General features: G+C 34.9%; 10 protein-coding genes. 5 read left to right on the top strand and 5 right to left on the bottom strand.

The features are described 5' to 3' along the window. Nucleotides 1-28: 28 nt before the first annotated feature. Nucleotides 29-2,827: a DEAD/DEAH box helicase family protein gene (locus tag J3U35_RS10435; RefSeq protein WP_267361229.1), complete on the bottom strand. Its 2,799-nt coding sequence runs from the start codon at nucleotides 2,825-2,827 to the stop codon at nucleotides 29-31. Between the two features lie 818 nt (nucleotides 2,828-3,645). Between J3U35_RS10435 and mutS the strand changes: the two genes are divergently transcribed. Next, on the top strand, nucleotides 3,646-6,204 hold the full coding sequence (mutS, locus tag J3U35_RS10430) for a DNA mismatch repair protein MutS (protein ID WP_267361227.1): 2,559 nt from the start codon (nucleotides 3,646-3,648) through the stop codon (nucleotides 6,202-6,204). Nucleotides 6,205-6,322: 118 nt separating this feature from the next. On the opposite strand, the gene dld is transcribed toward mutS, so the two are convergent. Both dld and rlmF read right to left on the bottom strand, forming a co-directional pair. Then, nucleotides 6,323-8,020: a D-lactate dehydrogenase gene (gene dld, locus J3U35_RS10425; RefSeq protein ID WP_267351367.1), complete on the bottom strand. Its 1,698-nt coding sequence runs from the start codon at nucleotides 8,018-8,020 to the stop codon at nucleotides 6,323-6,325. Between the two features lie 363 nt (nucleotides 8,021-8,383). Then, nucleotides 8,384-9,343: a 23S rRNA (adenine(1618)-N(6))-methyltransferase RlmF gene (rlmF, locus tag J3U35_RS10420; RefSeq protein ID WP_267361225.1), complete on the bottom strand. Its 960-nt coding sequence runs from the start codon at nucleotides 9,341-9,343 to the stop codon at nucleotides 8,384-8,386. Between the two features lie 231 nt (nucleotides 9,344-9,574). Here rlmF and J3U35_RS10415 point away from each other — a divergent pair, with 231 nt between their 5' ends. Together J3U35_RS10415 and J3U35_RS10410 are read left to right on the top strand one after the other, a co-directional pair. Then, on the top strand, nucleotides 9,575-10,996 hold the full coding sequence (locus J3U35_RS10415) for a sodium:proton antiporter (protein ID WP_267361223.1): 1,422 nt from the start codon (nucleotides 9,575-9,577) through the stop codon (nucleotides 10,994-10,996). Between the two features lie 522 nt (nucleotides 10,997-11,518). Next, nucleotides 11,519-14,977, top strand: coding sequence for an autotransporter outer membrane beta-barrel domain-containing protein (locus J3U35_RS10410; protein WP_267361221.1), 3,459 nt, complete (start codon nucleotides 11,519-11,521; stop codon nucleotides 14,975-14,977). Nucleotides 14,978-15,349: 372 nt separating this feature from the next. Here J3U35_RS10410 and J3U35_RS10405 read toward each other — a convergent pair whose 3' ends face one another. Continuing rightward, complete coding sequence (locus tag J3U35_RS10405) at nucleotides 15,350-17,896, bottom strand: autotransporter outer membrane beta-barrel domain-containing protein (RefSeq protein ID WP_267361219.1); 2,547 nt, start codon at nucleotides 17,894-17,896, stop codon at nucleotides 15,350-15,352. An 894-nt stretch (nucleotides 17,897-18,790) separates the two neighbouring features. On the opposite strand from J3U35_RS10405, the gene asd reads away from it, so the two are divergent. Both asd and mscM read left to right on the top strand, forming a co-directional pair. Further along, on the top strand, nucleotides 18,791-19,639 hold the full coding sequence (asd, locus tag J3U35_RS10400; protein ID WP_267361217.1) for an archaetidylserine decarboxylase: 849 nt from the start codon (nucleotides 18,791-18,793) through the stop codon (nucleotides 19,637-19,639). Nucleotides 19,640-19,643: 4 nt separating this feature from the next. Continuing rightward, nucleotides 19,644-22,253: a miniconductance mechanosensitive channel MscM gene (gene mscM, locus J3U35_RS10395; RefSeq protein WP_267361215.1), complete on the top strand. Its 2,610-nt coding sequence runs from the start codon at nucleotides 19,644-19,646 to the stop codon at nucleotides 22,251-22,253. Here mscM and J3U35_RS10390 read toward each other — a convergent pair. Then, the gene (locus J3U35_RS10390; RefSeq protein WP_267361213.1) at nucleotides 22,250-22,780 is read right to left on the bottom strand and encodes a DedA family protein; all 531 of its coding nucleotides are present in this window, start codon (nucleotides 22,778-22,780) and stop codon (nucleotides 22,250-22,252) included. The genes mscM and J3U35_RS10390 overlap by 4 nt on opposite strands. Nucleotides 22,781-22,872: the final 92 nt, after the last annotated feature.

The raw sequence follows: 22,872 nt of genomic DNA, 5'->3' as shown, positions 1-22,872 counted from the left end.
TTATTTTAACTGTTTAAACTTGCTTAAATTAAGCCGCAAGTCTTTCGGTTAGCTGTAATATGTCATTTATTTCTATTTGACTAAATACACCTCGAATACCTTGAGGATGAATTATCGTAAATGGTGCGCTAATTAAATCTTTACGACTGACTTTTTCGCGTTCAATAATAAAATTTTTTAGCAAATTCAAAAATTCCAACTGACGACTAGTTAAGTGAGTGTGCTGCTGAATAAATTGTTCGAACGCTTCATTAACAGTATCTGGAAAACTTTTTAACACCTCAACACCAAGTATATGCCGAATAAACTGGATAAAGTGAGCTTTACGATTTTTATACACTTGGCGCAGTAAATCTTCAGTAATATGTGGATGTTCGGCATGAAGTAACTCAGCTAGTTGCTTTGCTTCCGTAGCATCAAGAGATTGACCTTCTTTTATTTTTGCTAATAAAGGATTATGCGCTGTCAGTTCAAGAACTAATGTTTCAACCATTTCCTGATAGCGGGTTATGCTAACCGATTCATGTTGTGGTCCAAATTCAACCCATTCCTTATGATGTAAACTATCTTGTAAATTTAAATACACTGGACCAGAATAACTAGGGTTGGTTTCACACAACTTCATCAATGGTCCTAATTTGTTATTTAGGTTATCTAAAGCTGATTCGGTAATATTTGCCCAAAAATAGTTTCGTTGAGCTTCTCGAATAAGCGGTTCTTCTACCTGAACAAAAGAGATATTCAAAGGTAAAAGACAAATTTTTTCAATAATAGCTTGCTGTAATAATTCAGCTCGTTCTTGCGCTTGATTTAATCGCGCTAATGAAAATTCTAACAAATCTCGTTCAAATCGCATCGCTTTAAAGTCGGTGTTAGAGAGAGTTCGAAATAATGGTTTAATGTCATTACGCAAAAAAGCTATTTTTTGATGATCGACTTTTGCCCAGAAATCATCCAAATTAAGTTTCTCTAAAATTCCAGCAGCATCTTTAATGACAATAGAGTCTTGTGGTAAGTCTTTAATTTGTGTTTGCAATTTTGAGATTTCATTTTGAGCAATAGCTATTTCGTCAATATCTAAGGCTTTTTCGATTTTATCTAACCGAATTCCAACTAAACGAACAGGCAACGGCAATTGAGGTATTAGTTTTTTACCTTTAGGCGTTAGCTTAAAGTATTCAAAATTATCCCAACAATCTAAAATAAGAAATGTATCTTTCTCTATACACCATGGTTTTATTTTATTACTTTCCAATAATCGACTACCACGACCTATCATTTGCCAAAATTTAGTATATGAATAAATCGGTTTAGCAAAAACTAAGTTAACAATCTCTCGAATGTCAATACCGGTATCCAACATATCAACACTTATTGCGATCCTAGGCATATCATTATTGGTGAATTGATCTAAAAGACCGCCTTTACCATAAACTCGAGAATCATCAGACACTAATACTTTAGCCAGTTCACCATTATATTGCGGATAGAGTTTATCAAAGGTTTCTTCAATACGTCGAGCATGAGCCATAGAAGAACAAAAGAAAATTGTTTTACCTGGCAAAACTCCGTTTTGGTCTTTAATACATTCTTCCATAAACTCTTTGACAATCAGTGTATTAGTACCTTTATTTATAACTGTTTTTTCAAGCTGTGAACCTTCAAAATTCAACTCTTCAATATCTTTGCCATCTAAGATAAGCTTCTTTTGATCTTCTAAAGATATGGTACGTTTACTAATACCATCTATCTGGAATTTAGTTTGAATTTTCATTACCTGAAAATTACATAAATAAGGCGGTAAATTGTTCACTGCTTCTTCATAGGTATAAGCAAAGGTAGGAAGACCGTCCTCACAATCAAATAACCGGAAAGTGTTATGATCAATAATATCGGTTGGTGTAGCCGTTAGTCCTAATGTTAGAGTATTAAAATAGTTTATGATTTCGCCAAAAGTGTTATAAATAGAACGATGGCTTTCATCAATAACAATTAAATCAAAAAAATGTGGTGATAAATGCTGAATATCACCTCTGAGAATATTGAGCATTGAAGGATATGTTGATACATAAATACGCCGATCAGTGGTAATTAATTTCTCACCGACATTCGGCCAGCGAGGTTCATTGGGTAAATGCTCTTTAAATGCTGCTAATGCTTGCTCACGTAACGCTATTCGGTCAACTAAAAACAACACTTTTTCGATGTGTTTAGCACGCATTAAAGCATCAATCATGGCGATACAAGTGCGAGTTTTACCTGTTCCTGTTGCCATAACCAAGAGAAAATTTCGTTTTTTTTGCTCAATCGCCTCTAATACCGAACGTATTGCACGAATTTGATAATCTCGTCCAGCAATATCTGTATTAATCAGTTCTTGAGAGAGACTTTTTCGATGGCGACGTAGATACTGTAAACGTTCTAAATCATCTCGTGTTGGAAACCCTAAAATTTTTCTCGGAGGTGAATTTCCCAAATCCCAGAAATATATTTCAAGTCCGTTTGTATAAAAACAAAAAGGTAACTCATCATTAAACTGTTTTTGAATGTGATAGCAGTACTGTTTAGCTTGTTCTCGACCTAACTTTGCGTCTTTGCTTGTTTTTTTAGCTTCTACTACAGCAATAGGTTTGCCATTTTTACCTAATAAAACATAATCACTAAATTGGTGGCGTTGATAAGGAGGTACAGGCTCAGCAGCAGAATTCGGTGAAACAACGACATTAAACTCCTGTTTCACTTGCGTTAAATCCTTAACATTCCAGCCAGATTTAAGCAATTCACTATCAATAAGTTCTTGACGAGTTAGCTTTTCTGATTTCCCCATAATTTTTAACTCATTTCTTTAACGTTTAAAGTCTCTAAAAATAATTTTTATTTTTTGAAGATAATATACCATAGAAGATTAAATATATTTAAAAATATTCAATTGCTAGATTGCAAATTATATTACTCCATGGTGTTGAGGATAGCCAATTGCCTTACCATAATAATGTTCATCAATTACAACTATTGGATCTAATAATTTATCACCCGCAAGTAAATCTGATAACTTTAGTTTATTTGTAGTTTAGAATGTTTTGCTATCAATATTTACTATATTCTTGAATCGTTAATTTAACTACTGAAATAAGATATAAATTCAAAAACTATGGATTCGTAATAAATCAATTTTACAAATCTTTTGAACTATTCAAAAATCTATCCCTTTTCTGTAACCATCCTCAACATTCATCATCGCAACGATATAAATAATATGTTGCTTTGATCCCTTTTCGTAAGTACTCATATGTATCTTCTGCTACCTCATTCAACACAATTGCCAATTATATAAAACTTACTTTTTACCTGTTTTAGATCCTCTATGGTTACATCCTGTTAAGATTTTAATCATTACCAGACTAAACTCTGATATAAAACAATAAATTCATTATGACCTCATCACCTCATTTTCAATACAGCCTATAAAGTGATACAATCATTTAATATTAAACAATGCCTAATATAATAATAAGTTTCACCGATTTTTAGGTTTTTTAAGACAGTTACCTTGATACTTAAGAGCAAAATCAAAGATTTTGCGATAAAGTGAATAAGAGTAGAAATAGTAATCGCCTGAGTTTTAGATAAAAAAGAATTGATAATATGACCGAATACGACAACTTCACCGACCACACACCAATGATGCGACAATACCTAAAATTGAAAGCAGAAAATCCGGATATTTTACTGTTTTATCGTATGGGTGATTTTTATGAGATGTTTTATGATGATGCCAAACGGGCTTCGCAACTTCTTGATATCTCGTTAACAAAAAGAGGCTCTTCAAATGGTGAACCTATTCCAATGGCAGGCGTGCCTTATCATGCGGTTGAAAGTTATTTAGCAAAACTCATTGCGTTGGGTGAGTCGGTCGCAATTTGTGAGCAGATTGGCGATCCTGCTACCAGTAAAGGGCCTGTTGAGCGTAAGGTTGTTCGTATAGTCACCCCTGGCACAGTAAGTGATGAATTACTTTTAGAAGATCGAAAAGATAATTTGTTGGCTTCCATTTGGCAGCACAAAAATCATTTTGGTTATGCAACTCTTGATATCAGTTCTGGTCGTTTTTTTGTATTCGAATGCGATAACGTTGAAGCAATGCAAGCTGAACTACAGCGGACAAATCCGGTTGAACTTCTTTATCCTGAAGATTTCGAATCCATGTCATTAATTGACAATCGTAATGGCTTAAGACGGCGCCCATTATGGGACTTTGATCTTGAAACAGCAAAACAACAGCTTAAGTTACAATTTGGAACGAATGATTTAGTCGGATTTGGAGTTGAAGATTGTTGTTATGCATTGTCTGCCGCAGGTTGTTTATTACAATATGTGAAAGATACTCAACGCACAGCCCTGCCCCATATTCGCTCTATCATTAAAGAGTCAGCCTATGATTTTGTTGTTTTAGATGCAGCTACTCGCCGAAACTTAGAAATCACCGAAAATTTATGTGGTGGCACTGAAAATACGGTTGCCGATATATTAGACAAAACGCAAACCGCTATGGGAAGCCGAATGTTAAAACGTTGGTTGCATTCGCCTATCCGTAATGTGGTTATTTTGCAAAATAGACAAGAAGCCATTAGCGAATTACAACATGATCTTAGTGATATTCAACCGTTCTTAAAGCAAATTGGTGATCTGGAACGAATTTTAGCCAGATTAGCGTTAAGAACAGCACGCCCACGTGATTTTGCTCGTTTACGTGATGCTTATAATGTATTGCCAGAATTACAACAATTGTTAAATCATCACTCATCACCTTATTTAATTGCTTTACGAGCTAAAATCAATCAATTTGATCAGATAGCCGATCTTTTAAATCAAGCGATTGTTGAAGCCCCATCCGTTATTATTCGTGATGGAGGGGTGATTGCAACTGGCTATAATGCCGAATTAGATGAACTTCGTAATCTTGCTGACGGTGCAACGAATTATCTGGAACAACTCGAGATTCGCGAGCGTGAAACGCTAGGTATCGATACCTTAAAAGTCGGATTTAATGCGGTACATGGTTACTATATTCAAATAAGTCGAGGGCAAAGCCATTTAGCGCCGATTCACTATACCAGACGGCAAACATTGAAGAATGTTGAACGTTATATTATTCCAGAATTAAAAGAATATGAAGATAAAGTGTTAACCTCTAAAGGTCGTGCATTAGCTTTAGAAAAACAACTTTACGATCAACTTTTTGAGTTACTATTGCCTGATTTAGCGAATATGCAAATGAGTGCTGATGCAATAGCTGAACTTGATGTACTAACTAACCTTGCTGAACGTGCTTTAACACTTAATTATCAGTGCCCGACATTATCTAATAGTGCAGGAATTGAAATTAAAGATGGTCGACATGTGGTTATAGAACAAGTATTAAAAACACCATTTATTGCTAACTCGCTTTTGCTATCACCAAACCGCAGAATGCTTATTATTACGGGCCCAAATATGGGCGGGAAAAGCACCTATATGCGTCAAGCTGCATTGATTGTTTTACTGACTTATATTGGTAGCTTTGTTCCTGCATCTAAAGCCGTGATTGGGCCTGTTGATCGCATCTTTACGCGGATAGGTGCATCAGATGATTTAGCATCCGGGCGTTCTACTTTTATGGTTGAAATGACCGAAACAGCCAATATTATGCATAACGCAACTGAACAAAGTTTGGTACTGATGGATGAAATTGGTCGAGGCACTTCAACCTATGATGGGCTTTCATTGGCTTGGGCATGTGCAGAAAATTTAGCTAATCACATTAAGGCAATGACCCTATTTGCTACTCATTACTTTGAATTAACTCAACTACCTGAACATATGCAAGGTGTCTATAACATCCATTTTGATGCTATTGAACATGATAATACCGTTGCATTTATTCATGAAGTTTCTGAAGGTGCAGCAAGCAAAAGTTTCGGTATCGCCGTTGCGGGTTTAGCTGGTGTGCCTAAAACGGTTTTAAAACGGGCCAAACAGAAATTGAAAGAGCTTGAAATGATTTCAAAACAGACAGCGAACAGCCATGTTGATAGCTCGCAACTTTCGTTTGAAACTGAATCAGAACCTTCTGAAGTTGAAGAGGCTTTAAAACGTATAGATCCTGATGCATTAACACCGAAACAGGCATTAGAAATGTTATATCAATTAAAAAAATTACTTTGATATACAAATGATTTTCAAGACAATATATTAATCGAATTATTGAACAATATGATTATTTAGTCATATCAACATAACACCGCCAGTTTATCAATACTGGCGGTTTTCGTTTAAGGTCAAATTACTGCCAATATTTCTTTTTCGATGTCTTACCAATACCTGGATTGAGGCTGTTAGTCGGATCTAATTGCTGATAGAATTTTTTCAAATCAGCGTTAGCTTGATATAAATGACCAACATTATGTTCAGCAGGATATTGTGCCCCACGCTGATCTAAAATAGCTAACATCGCTTCTTTCACTTTGTGGCAATCTGTTCCTTTTTTGGCAATATAATCTTGGTGAAAAACAGAACAGAAGAAATGCCCATAATATAATTTATGAATAAAATGCTGACTTATATTTTCTGGTAATGTTTCAAACCAATCTTTATCATTACGTCGTAAAGCAATATCCAGTGCCACCAAATCTTCAACCGTATCCGAATGGACACTACGATAAACAGTTGCAGCACCAGCTGTCGCAAAACGATGCAACATCGCCGCTTCTGCTTCTTTCTCATTACAATGAAAATAGTCGCTTTGTTTGTTTTGAAAAAATGTTTGCAAAAATGCCTGAGCTTCCGCTATGCCATCATCGGCCATTTTTAAAATAAGATGATGTTCAAAACGATCACGATAATCACGAATAGATTTAGGTAAGTGGTTAGGAAGTAATTTACTCACAGACACCGCAAATCGATCTGAAAAATTATTGGGGAAGAATGGAATTTTTGTACTGACACGATCAACGAAATTTTTAAATGCATATAAGCGAGGAATCACATTTGTCCCTAATTTTTGTATGGCTAAATAGATATGTTTACCATATACAGCAGCGATATCAAATGCATCACGATGAATATATTCGCCCGATACCGGCAAATTTTTAAAGTGAGCTAAAATATGACGTCGGATTTCATCAAGATCATCAGTATTATTAGTACCGATATAAAATACTGCACTATTTTTTTCAAGTGGAAATGTATCTAATCGTACAGCAAATACCATTAACCGACCTGCACTACCCGAAGCTTCGTAATGTCTAGTTGGATCGGCATTAAAACGCGCTGGCGTATCGGCATCAATCTCACGAACATGATCGCAATAATGATGATCGTGTCCTAAACCTGCATCATGATTAATGTCTTTTTCAGTATAAGTATGATTTTGAAGATTTTGTAAGATCGTCTCTGGATCATCACCTAATTCAATCCCTAAATGGTTAACCAGATGCAATTGTCCTTGATCATCTAATTGAGCAAATACGGCCATTTGTGTATAGGCAGGCCCATGCTGGATTAAAGCACCACCAGAATTATTACACACCCCACCCATAACGGATGCGCCAATACAAGATGAACCTATTACCGAATGCGGCCCACGATTATATTTTTTTAACTCTTTTTCAAGTTTAAATAGTGTACTGCCTGGCAAACAAACCACTTGCTCACCATTTTCAATCACTTGAATACCTTCAAGTCGACGAGTACTGACAATTACCACAGGCCTATCATAATCATTACCGTCAGGTGTAGAACCACCGGTTAATCCTGTATTTGCCGATTGAGTAATCACAATGACATCGGCTTCAACACACGCTTTTAAAACTAGCCACTGTTCAACTAACGTACCGGGTAAAACCACTGCAATAGCATCACCTTCCCCAAAACGAATACCTTTACGATAAAGTAAAGTACGGGAAGGATCAGTTAATGTGTGCTTTTTGCCCACAATAGTTTCTAACTTTTCAATCAGTTCTGCCGTCGTATTCTTACTCATATTATCTTCCTTATACCTAAATGGAAATCGCTTCAGTATTGATTATATTATAACCATTACTGTTCATTGCAAAGCATTTTAATTATCGTTAATTTTTTATAAGAAAAATAATAATTTTTAGTTATAACAAAGAATTATATAATTAATGAATACCCATTTTTAATATTAAACATTGATTACATATCATTTTTTATATATGTTAAAAATAGCATGTTGATTAAACATCTGATTAGATAAAACAAGAAAAGGTCAATTAACAACACAAAAATTATTGAATACTATTTTTGCAGGACATCTTGGGTGATTAATCACTCGCCTTTGTAGTACTTAAATATCAGTCTGTTTGAGATATTTTACTAAACATTAATAATTTGCTAGAAGCTGTTGACGTTCTGCTTTATTAAAGTAAGTCCATGCGACAAAACGGCTAATTTTTTGTCCTTGTGCCATAGGCACAATTTTTGTCTCAATAGCTTTAACGGCTTTTAAGTGTTTTCTAATTACCGGTAATGATTCTTTTTTTGAAACCAATGTCGTAAACCATAAACACTGTGTTTTATAATTGGCACTCTCTTTTATCATATTACTGATAAATGTACTTTCGCCACCTTGACACCATAACTCCATATGTTGCCCACCAAAATTCAGTACTGTTTTTTGTTTTGAATCACCCAATTTTCCTAGATTTTTGAGTTTCTTCTGGGTACTGGCCAAGGCAGCTTGCGCTGACGCATGAAAAGGAGGATTACAAAGGGTAAGCATATAAAACTCTTTAGGCTGAATAATCCCATCAAAAATCGCCAAACAATTTTTTTGCAATCGACATTGAACAGATCCCTTGAGTAACATATTAGCCTTTGTGATTAATGATGCAACTTTGATGGCTGTTGGATTGATATCACTGCCCACAAATGACCAACCATACTCAGCTCGACCAATGATAGGATAGATCATATTGGCTCCCATACCGATATCCAACACCTGAACTTTTTTACCCGTAATCATGATATGTTGATTATCTTCTGCCAGCAAGTCGGCCAAATAATGCATATAATCGGCTCGTCCGGGTATTGGTGGACACAAATAATCGTTAGGAATATCCCAATAAGAAAGTTGGTAATAGGTCAATAGTAGTGCTTTATTTAACATTCTGACAGCGTTAGGATCAGCAAAATCAATCGATAAATTTCCGTATTGATTCCGTTTAACAAAAGCTGAAAATTCTGGCACAGCTTTAATTAATTGTGCAAAGTCATATCCATGGCGATGTTTATTGCGAATATGTAAAGGCGATGTGTTGATAGTTGGTGATCGGTTTGGCATGTTTATTCCAGAAATATGTACTATTATTTATTATAATGGCGTTTTGCATTGAGAAAAATACAAACATGATGAATTAGGCATCATTCACATAGGTTACTAGCAAATTGCAACTATTAACATAGCAAATATTCAAACTTTTCAGAACTGTAACGGATACAACAATCAGCAATCATTATTACCTTTAAAATATTTGTTATAATAGGTGATAAATAAATAATTAAAATAGATCTAATGAAACAATTAATTAAAATATCACTCGCACCACTGATTATATTAACCTTCATCCCTTTCGACTTGTATGCTGATGATTTTAGTGGTCAACATCTATCACTCTGTTGGGGTATCCCATTTGTTGGTATTTTGTTGTCGATAGCATTGTTACCATTATTGATCCCCCGAATTTGGCATCATCATTATGGCAAGATCACCATTTTTTGGACGTTGCTCTTTATGGGATCAGCATGTTATTTTTTTGGGTGGCAATCAACTCTTGAGCTAACTACTCATGCAATATTCGCTGAATATCTCCCTTTTATTCTGTTATTGCTGGCGCTGTTTACCGTATCAGGTGGTATTTTAATTAAAAGTGAAATAGTCAGTACCCCAAAATTAAATGTATGCTTATTAGCAGTGGGCACTTTATTAGCTTCAATCATGGGAACAACTGGAGCTGCCATGCTAATGATACGCCCCCTTATCAGAGCCAATCGCAATCGAAAACAAGCCGTTCACATTATTATCTTCTTCATTTTTTTAGTGGCTAATATAGGAGGAGGATTGACACCACTTGGTGATCCGCCACTATTTATCGGTTTTTTAAAAGGTGTCGATTTTTTCTGGACAATGAGCCATATGTTATTACCAGTATTGTTAACTTCAACATTATTACTTACGATTTTTTATTTCATTGATCGCCACTATTTCCAATTACAGTACGGAAAGCAACATTTAGCCACAATGCCCAAAAATAACAGTTCCATAAAGTTTTATGGATTAAATAATGTGTTGCTGTTAATCCTGATTATTGCAATGGTTCTATTATCTGGAATATGGCATTCTTCTATAGAGATAACGCTATTCGAGACGCATCTAAGTTTACCTAACCTTGTCCGAGATGGCGTTTTTATCATTATCACCCTAATTTCTATTTGCATAACTCCGAAAAACATTCGCGCAGCTAATGAGTTTAATTGGGAACCTATTATTGAAGTAGCTAAACTATTCATTGGTATATTTATTACAATTGTACCTGTTCTGGCCATTTTAAAAGCAGGCAGTGACGGAGCGTTATCGCCACTAGTTTCGTTAGTCAATAATCAACAAGCGCACCCCATTAATAGTATGTATTTTTGGCTTTCCGGGCTCCTATCAGGCTTTTTAGACAATGCACCAACTTACCTTGTCTTTTTTAATTTAGCATCGGGTGATGCAACAATATTAATGACTTCGCTTGAAAAGACCTTGTTAGCCGTATCTATGGGGTCTGTTTTTATGGGGGCTTTAAGCTATATTGGTAATGCACCTAACTTTATGGTTAAAAGTATTGCGACCCAAAATCAAATCGAGATGCCTAGTTTTTTTGGGTATATGAAATGGTCAATTGGCATATTAATCCCTGTTTTTATTGTTAATAATTTATTATTTTTTATTTGACAACGTAAAAATAGAATGGGGTCAGTCAGTGACATCAGATGAATATTGCCTGTTAATAAATCCTAAAAGAACTTTAAATATTTCTTTTTTACTAGTTGAAAACACTTCACTTAATTTTATTTCATCGGGATTAGCATTATTTTTTAATGTTAACCCGATGCCTATCGAAATAATATTAATCCCTAATCACGGGTCGAAATGCACACTTACACATTTTAACAAAAATTTAATTTTTGATTTTAACCACTAATTTCACTGATCAAATTATGATCATAAAAAGATGATTTTTATATATACTTATTAATCGAATAAGAATAGAATTAATCGCCTTTAACGAGTTCCTGACAATAAAATCAATTTAGATACATAATTCACATCAAATTATTATTTAAATGTAAATATTGTTAGGATAATTTTTACGCAACCCGTTAAAGACAAGTAATAAGATCTAATTATAAAAAAAACTTTGTTGACTTGATTTCTAACAAAGTTGACTAAGAAATACCTTAAAAGGATGAAAATATGAATAAAGTTTACAAAATAGTCTGGCACACCTCTAAACGACAATGGGTTGTTGTTTCAGAGCTGGCAAAAAAAGGGAAAACGAAAAGTTCAAAATTGTTAGCAGTAACAGCATTGGCTTCGCTTTCCGCTAATGCATTAGCTGGTCCTTGCTCAATCAATGTTCAAAACCAAATAAATGTCAATGGTAGTAACTGTGAACTTACTGATGACAGCTATACGGGCATTGAAACTAAAGGGCAAGATAATAAAGTCATTACTGTTGATAACGGCGGTAAACTGACTTTTAATCCAACTAACGGTAAAGTGACCATTACCAGCAAAAACCAAAATCATGCTTTGGTCGTTGGGACGACAGAACCTTATCCTAAGCAAGACCCAGTAAATAATCGTCCAAATTTAGGCGGAACGGTGACCGTTGACGGCGATTTAACGATTAATCTTAACGCTCAAACTTTACCACCAGATGCTACAAAAAAACAATACCGACCAAGTAGTATTTTATTAGGGGACAATAGTGAATTAGTGGTTAATGGTAATTTAAACATCAATCACACCGATTTCTGGCCCGATAAAAATGATCAGTCACAAACCGAATTTGAAACGGGTGCCCCGATCGACGTGTCTTTGACGAAGGCAAACTCAGCACGCATCACGGTAAAAGGAGAAACCAATATAAAATCGAATGGTGACGGTATTCGTAATGGTTCGGAATTAAATGATACCCAATTAGGGGGAATCTTAAATTTTGAGAAAAACGTCAATATTGAAGCAAATTATGTTGGTTTAAAAAACAGCGCAGGTGACACTACATTTCATAATGATCTAAATATTAATATGAAAGAAGGAAAAGGAATTGTTCAAACTTCTGGTTCGATTCATGTGAAAGGTAATCTGGGTGTAGAATCAAATAAATTAAGCGGTGCTAGCCATAACGCCATCGATATTTATGGTGGTGAAATGAATATTGATGGTATAACCACAATTGAATCATATGGTGCAGGGAATCAACATTATGCATCAGGCACTTCATTATATGTCTCAGGACAAGGGAAAGCGTCTTTTGGTTCCGAACTTAACGCAACCACCAATAGCGTCAATTCCAATAATACGGATACCGGTAACGGTGATGTCATAAAACTGCAAGATCTGGGAGAAATTAATTTAGCGAGCAAAACATCCCTTACTGCAAAAGGCGCCGGTAATGGTATAACTATGGGTGGTAATAGTAAATTAAACCTTAACCGAGAAACGACTATTTTTACCGAAATGGGCGATGGTCTCAATATTAATGGTGGCACAATCAATAGTGATAAAGCCGATCAATTAAATATCAGTTCAAATGCGAATAATGGTAATTTAATTAAAGTTACAAATGGTACTGTCAACTTAGCCAAAAATACCACGCTTAATGCTAAACATGCTACTCACGGTATTCATGTTGAAAATGGTACAGTTAATTTGAATCAACAAACCACTATCAATACCCAATTGGGCAACGGTATTCATCTTAGCGGAGGAAACATCATTGCCGCAGATGATTCACAGTTAGACATAACCACGACAGAATCAAGCGCTATTTATCAAACAGGTGGAAATTTAATATTAAAAAATACAAATATTAAATCTCCGCAAGGTTATAAAGCCATTATTCTCGATGGTGGTTCACTATCTAATTTAGGTAAATTGACTATTGAATCCGTGACGGATACGGCAGCGATACATAGTACTGTCGAATCTGGCAAAAAAGCGGTATTTAATAATGCCGGAACATTAGATACCAGTAAAATTGATAATATTCAATCTATTGTTAGTCATGATAAAACAGGTACGTTAGAAATTAACAATGCGAAAACGGGTGTATTGAATGCTAACAATGGTAATCTTTTTACCAACACATCTACAGGAACTATCGTCGTTAATAATGCTGGTAATTTGTATGGCAAGATAGAAACTGGAAATGGTAGCATTAATTTAAATAACTCAGGTCTTTGGGAAATCACTGAACATTCTACTCTCACCAATGTCAAAAATGCCGGAACCATTCACTTTAAACACCCAACATCGCTTAACCGCAGCGCAAGCGAATTCTATTCAATTGATATTGCCGGTGATTATGTGGGTGATCAAGGTACAGTGAAAATGCATACTATATGGAATGCTTCAGACGACCCAAATAATAGTAGCATCAAGTCAGATGTTTTAAATATAAGTGGAACAGCTAAAGGAACAACGACCATCGTTCCATTATCTGCTGATGGTACAGAACGCATTATTGATGGTAATATAAAGCAAATTGAAAAAAGTTTGAATAGTGTTTTAGTTGTCAATGTTGCTAATAGCGGTTCAGAAGTTGCCTTTACGGGTAAAGCTCAAACGACCGGATTGACAGAAGTTCAGTTAGCTAAACGTACCGTCGATAATCGAGATGAATACTATTGGACAATGAAAGCAAGAACCAAATCACTTGTCGAAACCAATAAAACTATTTATGCCGATCCAATTGCGGCTTATGCACTTATGCCGAGTGTCAACTTTGAGCAAGGATACACAACGTTAGCTAATTTAAGGGAACGTCGTGGAGAAATCTATTGCTTGGACTGTGCTACTGACGATAGTCAAAATACTTGGGCTCGAATTTTTGGTAAACATCAAAAACAAGATGGTGAACATCGCCTCAATTTTGAAACCAATATCTATGGTTTCCAAATTGGGCACGACTTCGCCATCACATCGTTAGAAAATAATGGTCTGAATTTATTTGGTGGTTATCTGTCTTACAACAGAGCTAAAACTGATTTTTCTGATAAATATCGTACTAAAGACGGTATCCTTATCAGTAACAAAAAAACAGGGAAAGGCGAATCAGATAACTTCAGCTTGGGTATCACTAATACCTACTATACCGGTACTGGCACTTATGTTGACTTAGTCGGTCAATTATCTTATCTACGCAACAAATATAATGCTCGCACAGGTAAAAATCCATCCACTCAAGATGGTTGGGGTGTAGCGCTATCGGCTGAAGCAGGTCATTCAATTCCATTAAGTGGAACGAATTGGTCTATTGAACCTCAAGCACAACTGACATATCAGTATTTGAAACTTGACAGTTTTAATGATCATATTCGCCATGTCGATCAGAATAATCCTGATACATTACGTGGTCGTGTTGGTGTCATGTTTGCGTATAATGCAACAGATACAGAAGACCAAAAAACGTCAGTATATGGTATTGTAAATATCTTGCATGATTTCTTTAGCCCTGATGATGTAAAAATTGGACGTGATAAACTTAGCGAGAAGTTCAATAAAACTTGGGGAGAAATTGGTTTAGGTTTAAATATTCCAATTACTACCCAAAGTGAACTATATGGTGATGTCCGCTACGAACACAATTTTGGTGGCAGTAAACATCAAAGTTTTCGTGGTAACATCGGTTTAAAAATAAACTGGTAATTATCATCAATCTATTCTGCCACATGAAAGTAATGTTGAATTTATGTGGCAGAATATTCAACGCTTAATTTTCTAGAATTAATTGAACTAAGATTAGCCTTAAAAAATGGCTTATTGACGTCATCAAAATTGGTTAACAATGACCAATAATGACAGACAAAACGATGTAATATTAAAAATTGTCAATTTAACCTAAGTTATAGGCTATGCAATCGGTAAGAGTAATCTATTTATACTGTTGTTTAGGATATGAAGGATAGAAGACAAATTTAGCGGTGTTAAATCGTTTTAAATTTTACTTTACTGGATCGTACAACATTATAAAACCAATGATGTACGATCCTTTTTATTATTAATCGTTAATATTCCATACTACCAACGGATCATCATTCCAACATTCCCTGATAGACCTTGACGATGAGTACTACCAAAGTTATGTTCATATCGAACATCACTATACAGATTCATGTTGGTCACTATAGGTAACTGCATACCGATACCCATTTCTCCCCAAGTTCGTGCAAACTTTTCGTTGATATGATTACGACCGATATTGGTTTTTTCTGGATTCACGAAATCATGCCATAAATTTCCAATAACATAAAAAGATTTGCGTTGACTAAATTGGTTATCATCATGATAGGATAACTTTAAGCCTAAACGACTACGTAAACCGTCTTGTCCATTTTGATCAACATGACGAATACCATCTTTAAAGTGACTTAAATTGATATGTTGGTAAATCAATTGTGCTTGTGGTTCTATTGACCAATTTTTATCAAACACTGAAATAGCGTGCCCAACTTCAGCAGAAACAGCAGCAGCCCAACCATGTTGACTATCTGGATTATGGCTATTTTTAGCATGATATTTGTTAGTTAAATAAGATAATTGACCTACTAAATCTAAGTAACTCCCACCTTGGGTATAGTAAGTGTTCGTTAAGCCAAAACTAAAGCTTTCTGATTTACCATTACCTGTTTCTTTATCATGTGTGATAACGCCATCTTTTGCATGATATTTATCTGAAAAATCAGTATTGGCATTACTATAGGCAAAATAAGCACCTAACATCATAACATCTTGACTATCTGTCTGTTTAACAAAAAAATCATGACCAATTTGTAAACCATAAATATTTGTATCAAGATTTAAACGTTGTTTACCATCTTGTTTATGATGTTTCCCAAAAAAACGTCCCCAAGAATGATTTCCATTAATTTCACTACAATCATAACAAGTTATGTCACCTCGACGTTCTCTGAAGCTGGCTATACTAGAATACCCTTGTTCTAAATTGACACGAGGCATCAATGTATAACCTGACACTGGATTTGCGTAAATTAACTTATCAAATTTAGCATTTTGAGCATCTTTGCCTGATTTCGAATTAGCTGCCATAGTCCAAAAGTATTCATCGCCACTCTCTGTTGTGCGTTTGGCTAACTGAAACTCAACAACGCCATTCGTTTTTGCTGTGCCACTAAAGGCTTTTTCGTTATTACTTTCGGCAACATAAATGACAGGCGTTGTATTTATGGCTTTAGTGATTGATTTTATATCACCATCAATAATATTCTCTTTACCATCATTAGAAACAGGAACAACAACGGTATGCCCTTTAGCTGAACCGGCAATTTTTATTGTATCAGATTGAATATTTTTATCGCTTTCATTATCAGTAGCTCCCCATACAGTACGCATTTTCACGATACCTTTTTTTCCAACATAATCACCCTTCACATCCATAATATGAAATTCAGTTGGCGATTTATGAGCAAATGAAATGAGACCTGAATTTATGACATTATTTAAATTTGAGTCGCCATTAATATACCATTGACCACTATTATCAAGATTTATAATACCTACATTAGCATCCATTGTTCCGCTAAGTTTACCTGCATTATTAATATTAATTGTACCTGGTGTGATATTTTTAAATAATGAACCTTTATCAAAAGAAAGATCCCCATTATTGCTATTATTCACAATAAACGTTCCTGTTCCTTCATGAATAAACATATGTTCAATTGATGTCGAAGCAGGATCAGCTCTAAGTGTTCCATTATTGTTAAATGTTGTCGTATCATCACCCATGACAGCTGCATGGACTATTGACACATCATTATTTGAATTTAAGGTGATAATTCCATTATTTGTTAAGGTTCCGTACCATAAATGGATACCCTTTCCTGCAGTAGTAATTGTCGTATTTTTATTTAATGTTAGATTACCAGAATATTTTTCATTTCCATCCTTGTTGCCTAGACTGATTCCAATACCACTGACTTGACTGTTATTAATGATTAAATCATTATTAAAGGTAATGTTTCCACCATTACGTATCGCATCTGCTCCATCAGTGTTAAACGTTGCAACACCATTGACCGTTACCACATTGTTATCTTTTACAACTTCCAGTGGTGCACCAGTAGGGGTTTTTTTAGTTATCGTTAAATCACCTTTAATTAAAAGGGTACCCTTATTGTACATATAAATACCACGAGAAACTTTATTACCGGTAATAATTTCCAAATCACCATTAAATATTGTTGTCCCGCCTTCTACTTGAGGTCCGCCATTACCGCCACCTATCGCTAGCGTGTGATTACTTGAATAAGAAGGGCTTATCATTTTTACCTTATCAGCGGTAAATATTGCTGTTGTATTTTCACCTTCAATGCGTGATAAATTAGTTCCGTAGTAATCACCGTTTGAAAATTCACATGTTGAACCTTGGTTAGCATACGCTTTGTTACCGGCATAACAATCAGCATAAGAAATATAGGGAGCGCCCATTAATGCTGTTAATACTAATATTTTTTTAAATTTTGATTTTCCATGTCGTAATACTTCCGAAGTCATAATCCAACGTTGTAGTGCAACATTCCACTTTAATCTATATTTTTGATCCATATTTAAAACAACTCTCATTTAATCCCATCAATTAATTTTGTGTAAAACACAAAATTTCCATCTTGCCTTAAGCTTATTTATATATCGGTCATAACACTTAAATTCTTTATGTTTTTTTTCAACTTACCCCTTAAAACTATAACCAACTGATTGATATATATTTTTTACTTTGCACTGAATACTACATTACCTATTTTTATTTACATGATATTTTCAACTCAAATAAAAAATTTAATTGATATTGAGAAAAATGAATCAGTAATGACAACTTAATATCCAAATTTTATATGCTATAAAAAAATATTTACTTTTTTTATAAATAGAATTTAATATCAAACTCTAATGATTGTAAATAATTATTTATTTATGTATAGATTATGTTAATTCATTAACAATTATTTAATTTAGATAATCACAATAATTCCCAAAAATCATTTTAGAAAAGATAAGTTGTTTATATTGACGCATGTCAAAATGAGGTTGCAATTGAATTTATAATAAAAATTACAGTCATTTTTTTAACTAAATGATGAACGCAAAAAAAGGCATTTTTTAAAAGCATCAACTAAATTAACATGAATATTTTAACCTTTTAACTTTTAACTATTTCATCAATAACTGTTTTAAATTGACAGCGAATTTACCCCAGCATCCATCAACATTCATTAGCAAATTTTTATTTAAATGCGTAATAGCTCATCCTGCTTGAGGCTTTAAATAAAACGTCTGGTTAAGTTCAAATATGTTTTCTTAATCCACGCAAAAACGATCATTTTATTACTCATAATAAAGCGAATAAACAATAAGGCTTCAGTTTTGGTTTTAGTTCGTTTTATACTTTCATAATAATTATTGTTATAATGACCTATTTTTACAATAATTTGAGAGTGACTTATGTTAAATCAGCTTAAAGCAATTATTCAGTATCTTCTTCCAAAACAGTTTTTAACAATTATCTTTGGATGGTTAGCCAAAAAACAGTTGGGAAAAGTCACAACATGGATGATTAAAGGCTTTTGTAAGTTATATCGAGTCGACTTAAGTGAAGCAAAGTTCACTAATGCTACAGACTATAAAACATTTAATGATTTTTTTGCGCGGGAATTAAAAGAAGATGCTCGCGAAATTGATACGGCTGAAAATTCAATTATCATGCCCGCCGACGGCATGTTAAGCCAATTTGGTACAATTCAAGATAGCCAATTATTACAAGCAAAAGGACATTTTTATTCACTCGAATCTTTGGTTGCTTGTCATCCAGATATGATTAAGTACTTCCAAAATGGATCTTATGCCACCACCTATCTATCGCCCAAAAATTACCACCGTTTCCATATGCCATGTGACGGTACATTGCGCGAGATGATCTATGTGCCTGGTTCACTTTTTTCAGTCAGTAAAGCCACAACAGAAAGCATTCCGAATATTTTTGCGCGTAATGAACGTGTTATATGCCTTTTTGAAACAGAATTGGGGCCAATGGCACAAATATTAGTCGGGGCTACGATCGTCGGAAGTATTGAAGTAGATTGGGCTGGAATAATCACACCACCACGTGAAGGAATCATGAAACGTTGGACATATTCTGATGAAATTAAACTCAGCAAAGGTCAAGACATGGGATGTTTCAAATTAGGTTCAACCGTTATTACATTATTTGCTTCAAATGCGATTGAATTTTCAAACGATCTTAAAGTTGGGGATGTAACACGTGTAGGTCAAAAATTAGCTGAAAGGATTTAACAATATGTGGATGCGTGGATTATTGTATTTGTTATTAATGGTTTTTTCTTCAACCCTATTCGCTGAAGAAAAAATAACGACTATTGATGATGTTCAACAACTTACTGAAATCGTTGATAAACTCAACGAGACTAATGAAGATCTTCGCCAAAATATGGAAAGCCAAAAGATTCATTTAACCAGTATAATTAACGAACAGACAAATATATCAACGCAAATCTCTCATGTTCAAAATACCCTAGCTACTCTCGATGAACAAGGGGAGTGGCTAAGCTTTTCAACAGCATTAGGTGAAACATTACGTCAACAATTATTACGTTTACCTGAAAAACCAAAATCTTTAGCGCTCGACGCAGAAATAGCCAAAGCAAAAGTTCAACAACTTAATTACAGTAATGTTCTTAAAAATTTGGATAATTATCCAAATTTATCTAATCAAATTAACGCTGGAAAACAAGGCTCGCAATATCGCCGTCTATTACGTGAACAAAGCGAGTTACTTAAGACGTTAATCGCAGGTACAGATACCACGATTTTAGAATTAACCAAATTAAAAATTGCCAATAAGCAATTAATTAATGCTATTGACGAAGTGAATGATGCTGCTCATCGATATTTCTTCTGGGTTGCTGATGTAAATCCCGTATCATTGAGTTTTCCGTTACAATTAGCTAAAGACGTCAATTATGTTATTTTTTCGATCGACTCGCTTTCACAATTATATAAAGCGGGAATCCAAATACTGACGACCCCGAAAACGCTTTTTTTACTGATTTTATCGATATTATTTGTCGTTGTGCATTTTAAAATGCGTAAAAAATATTACGCATTTTTGAATAAATCTGCCTCCCGTGTGGGTAAAGTAACGCAAGATAACTTTTCATTAACTTTAGAAGTTGTCATATATTCTTTAATTATGGCTTTACCGGTTCCTATTTTATGGGCAGTCTTTGGCTATGCATTACAACTCAACTGGGATTATCCTGTTGCCGTTGCGTTAGGATACGGTGTTAATGCTGCTGCTCCAATTTTATGGGTATTTATCATCACGGCACATCTGGCATCACAAAACGGCTTGTTTATTAGTCATTTTGGTTGGTCATCTAAAAAAGTCCGTGCAGCCATGAAATATTATCAATTATCGGTATGGCTTGTCATACCATTGGTAATGGTTGTCATGAGCTTTGATCAGTTCAGTAATCGTCAATTTGCCGCAACCATTGGGCGTATTGCGTTTATCATTCTTTGCTTTGCGTTAGTGTTTATGACTAACTCTATCCACCGAGCAGGCGTTCCACTTTATATTGATAAAAAAGGATCGGGCGAAAATTTATTAAGCCGTATCGTTTGGCTAATACTTCTTAGTGCGCCATGGCTTGCCATTATTGCTGCTTGTTTGGGTTATCTATCAACGGCACAAGTTTTATTAGGTCGTCTTGAAGCATCGGTCGTGATTTGGTGTGGACTTCTCGTTATCTATTTTATGATTCGTCGCTGGATGTGGATACAAAAACGGCGTATCGAATTTGAACGAACTAAACAACGCCGTCTTGAACGTCTGCAACGCGCTAAAACACCCGAAGAAGATCTGGCTGACAACGTTGATGAGCCTGTTATCGATTTAGATGTGATTAGTGCACAATCTTTACAACTTGTGCGTTCTATCATCATGTTAATTGCTTTAATTAGTATGATTTTACTTTGGTCTGAATTACATTCAGCATTCGCATTTATGAATAATATCAAACTTTGGGGAACTACCACGATCATCAATGGTACCGAAGTTGAACAATATATTACTTTAGGCGCGGTATGTATTGCTATTTTGGTGATGACAATTACCGTCCAATTAGTTAAAAATCTACCTGCCTTACTGGAATTGGGAATATTGCAACACTTAGATTTAGCACCGGGCACGAGTTATGCAATATCAACCTTATCAAAATATATCATTTTAATGATTGGCTCCATGATGGCCTTTTCATTTATTGGGATAGATTGGTCGAAAATACAATGGCTTATAGCGGCACTTGGTGTTGGTTTAGGTTTTGGTTTACAAGAAATATTTGCAAATTTCATTTCGGGATTAATCATTCTTTTCGAAAAACCAGTCCGAATAGGCGATACCGTAACAATCAGGGATCTGACTGGTAATATCACCAAAATTAACACTCGAGCCATCACTATTGTTGATTGGGATCGAAAAGAGATTGTGATGCCGAATAAAGCATTTATCACCGAACAACTCGTTAACTGGTCATTGTCAGATTCTATTACACGAATTGTACTCACTATACCGGCTACAATTGATGCCAATAGTGATCTGGTTATTGAATTACTTCAAAAAGCCTCGGATAAATGTGAATATGTGCTTAAAGACCCTGAACCGCAAGTTTTTTTAGTGGATATTCAAGAAGGTATTCAATTATTTGAACTGCGTGTTTTTGCTGCTGAAATGGGACATCGCATGGTGTTACGAAGTGCAATCCATAAATTAATCCTTGAAGCCTACCGTGAAAACGGTCTGACACTCCCTTTTCCACCATTACAAACCAATTTAGAGGCACTGGGTCGCAAAAGTGGGCGTCGTAGTTATACTGTAGGAACCATTTAACCAAAAAGAGTCTCTAACCAAGGCACGCCGAAGGCGCCTGGCGCTAACAGAACAAATGCCCATATCGGTGCTGAGGTGATGTTAGCTAAATTAAACTTAGTTGTTGGCATATGCATTGCGCCAGCAACTAACGGCACTACGGCTCTTAACGGACCAAAAAAACGCCCGATAAAAACCCCTAACGCGCCATAACGTTGAAAAAATTGCTCTGCTCGAAAAACCAATTTAGGATACTTTTTAAGTGGCCAAGAATGGATAACTTGATGATGATAATGTTTACCTAACCAATATGAAATTAAATCACCCAAAATGGCTCCTAGCGAAGCAGCAATCAATACCGGTAAAAAAGAGAGTGTACCTGTTCCAATTAATGCACCTACACCTAATAATATAGCCGTTGCTGGAACCACTAAAGAAATAATGGCAAGCGATTCACCAAATGCTAATAAAAATATAATGGGCAAAGCCCAGATTTGATGATTTTCAATAAATTGCATTATGGTGTGTGTAATTTCATTTAATGACATAATTGCATCACAAATTTTCAATTGATTATGGTGACCTATTTTATCATAATAAGTAAGTATTAGCGTTAAGTTATAAGTGCATTATGAATTAT

Source organism: Gilliamella sp. B2717 (assembly GCF_026536675.1).
GTDB classification, from domain to species: domain Bacteria; phylum Pseudomonadota; class Gammaproteobacteria; order Enterobacterales; family Orbaceae; genus Gilliamella; species Gilliamella apicola_I.
This window is presented reverse-complemented; position numbering and strand designations above follow the sequence as displayed.